The organism is Streptomyces sp. NPDC058371 (genome assembly GCF_042723265.1).
In the GTDB taxonomy this organism is placed as follows: Bacteria; Actinomycetota; Actinomycetes; order Streptomycetales; family Streptomycetaceae; genus Streptomyces.
Genome location: NZ_JBHXJC010000013.1, coordinates 240,133 through 242,302 on the forward strand (window position 1 = coordinate 240,133; position 2,170 = coordinate 242,302).

General features: G+C 71.0%; 3 protein-coding genes. 1 reads left to right on the forward strand and 2 read right to left on the reverse strand.

Annotated elements, in window-relative coordinates; genetic code table 11:
* Window positions 1-160: 160 nt before the first annotated feature.
* A complete protein-coding gene (locus ACFWM2_RS31210) occupies window positions 161-853 on the reverse strand; it encodes a hypothetical protein (RefSeq protein WP_383286894.1) in 693 nt (230 codons plus the stop codon).
* 47 nt (window positions 854-900) lie between these two features.
* Here ACFWM2_RS31210 and ACFWM2_RS31215 point away from each other — a divergent pair, with 47 nt between their 5' ends.
* The gene (locus ACFWM2_RS31215; RefSeq protein WP_362071002.1) at window positions 901-1,089 is read left to right on the forward strand and encodes a DUF5703 family protein; all 189 of its coding nucleotides are present in this window, start codon (window positions 901-903) and stop codon (window positions 1,087-1,089) included.
* A gap of 102 nt (window positions 1,090-1,191) precedes the next feature.
* Here the strand turns inward: ACFWM2_RS31215 and ACFWM2_RS31220 are convergent, their stop codons facing one another.
* On the reverse strand, window positions 1,192-1,989 hold the full coding sequence (locus tag ACFWM2_RS31220; protein WP_383286896.1) for a chaplin: 798 nt from the start codon (window positions 1,987-1,989) through the stop codon (window positions 1,192-1,194).
* Window positions 1,990-2,170 lie beyond the last annotated feature (181 nt).

Below are 2,170 nucleotides of genomic sequence, written 5' to 3' on the forward strand. Positions count from 1 at the left end.
GTGCCGACGTCGGGTGGACCCACCCCCAAACACACGGAGCAGAAAAAACATGGGGGGGGGGCGTCCACCGGTGATCCGGTGACCGCCACCTCATCGTCGTTCGGCGCGCGCTCGGCGAGCGGACTCACCGCCCCGGCCGGTGACCGGTGGCGGACCCGGCTCAGCGATCGGCGTCCAGCGGCTCCAGATCCTCGTCGTCGTCCAGATCCGTGGTGAGCTCGGGATCGTCCTCGAGGTCGTCGTCGGCCTCCTCGTCGAAGACCGCGCTGACGTCGAAGCGGCAGACGATGCGCTGGGCGTCCGCCTGCTCGAAGGGCGCCTCCAGCCATTCGCCCGGTTCCGCCGGTTCGTCGGAGGCCGTCACCCAGAGCGTGGAGTCGCCTTCCTCCAGCCCGAATTCCTTGTGCCGGGACGCGATCTCGTCCGGCTCGAATTCCCCGAACAGCAGACCGAGGGCGCCGTGGACCGTGCCCGAGGCCGTCCTCTCGATACCGGAGTCCTCCTCCACGGCCTCGATCCGCTGGGCCTGCGCCAGCAGCCGCTGCGGCTCCACCACCGCGTAGTCCCGGCGAATCAGCACGCTCAGCGCATTCGGCTCCTCGGGGCCCGTGTAGGGCGGCAGCGAGTCCTCCGTACCGGGGATTTCGAAAGGGGTGACCTCGTCATAGCGGTCGTAGAGCAGTTCGTCGTACTCCTCGGCCGCCGCGGCGAGCTCGTTGAACGCTTCGTATACGGCCGGGTCGTCCTCGCCCGTCCTGCGCTCGACCGCGGCCAGGTGGCGGTCGAGGGCAGTCTTGACCGCCTCGGCGGCGGCACGTACCTCGGCAGCGGTGGGCTGCGCAGCATCAGACATAGTGCAGACGCTATCCGTACACAGCCTCTGCCCGCACAATAGATGCGATGCCGGAATACGAATTTGTCGACGTCTATGTGCCGCGCGGGGTCTCCCGCAAGGACACCACACGTCTGCTGACCGACCATGCGGAGTACGGACACTGGGAGTTGGACCGCCTGAGCCTGCATCCCGACGGCAGCCGCAGGGTGCGGTTGCGCCGGCGGATCATCCGCCAGGTGCGAGCCACGTGGTGAGCCACGACGGCTGAAACGGAGCGGGCCCCACCAGTGCGGGGCCCGCTCCGTTCTGCGCGCCACTGGGGAAGCTTGTGGCGTTATGGTCCGACTTGAGGCGTTCTACGCCGCCGAGCGGGCCCTGCGGTAGAGCAGCGCGCCGCCGAGCAGCGCCCCCGCACCCGCCGGGAGGAGCAGACCCATCGGCAGGTCACTGCCGGTGTGGGCGAGCTGCGCGCCACCCTGGGGCTGGGCCACGGACTGCGCGCCCGGGTGGTTGACGTTCGAGGCGCCGCCGGGGGTCTGGCCGCCCGCGCGGGGCGTGGTGCCGGGTCCACCGGGCTGACCGGGCTCGCCCGGGTGACCATGGTGACCCGGGTGCCCGGGGTGACCCGGCTCTCCGGGGTGCCCCGGCTGCCACGGCTTGCCCGGAGACGGCGTCCCGTGGCCGCCGCCGGGCGGCGTGGTGGAGTGACCGCCACCGGGCCCGTTCGCGCACGCGTTGGCCGCCGCGGGGTTGCCCACGCCGCCCACGTTCACGCTGTTGCCGCAGACGTTGACCGGTACGTCGACCGGCGCCTGCACATGGTTGCCCGAACCGACGCCCGGCGAGTCGCCCGCGTGCCCTCCGGCCTGCGAGCCACCACCCCCGTGGCTCGCGGACGAACCGCTGCCGCGGCCCTGGTTGGCACACTTGTTGCCCGCGGCCGGGCTGAGCAGCCCGACGACGTTCACGGTGTTGCCGCAGACGTTGACCGGCGCGTGCACCGGCGCCTGCACCGTGTTGCCCGACAGCACGCCGGGCGAGTCCGAACTGGAGCCGCTCGCACCCGAGTCGGCGTGTGCGTAACCGCCCACAGCAGCGAGTACGCCGGTGGCGGCCGCCACCGTCATCAGGCCCTTGCGGGTGACCTGTCGCATTGCTGATACCTGCCTTCGACCTTGCCTTGGACCTTCCGGAACGCGCCCGCACAGCGGATGTGGGGGCGCGGAAAGCCCGGTCGGGGCCCCAAAGGACGGTACACCTTCCCAGGGCACCAGGGGACCCAAAACCCCCCAAGCGGGGACACACCGTCCCTTCTTCTCCCCACTTTTTCCCAAA

Coding starts and splice junctions, on each gene's coding strand:
- ACFWM2_RS31210 (WP_383286894.1), bottom strand. CDS start 853: ATGTCTGATGCTGCGCAGCCCACCGCTGCCGAGGTACGTGCCGCCGCC.
- ACFWM2_RS31215 (WP_362071002.1), top strand. CDS start 901: ATGCCGGAATACGAATTTGTCGACGTCTATGTGCCGCGCGGGGTCTCC.
- ACFWM2_RS31220 (WP_383286896.1), bottom strand. CDS start 1,989: ATGCGACAGGTCACCCGCAAGGGCCTGATGACGGTGGCGGCCGCCACC.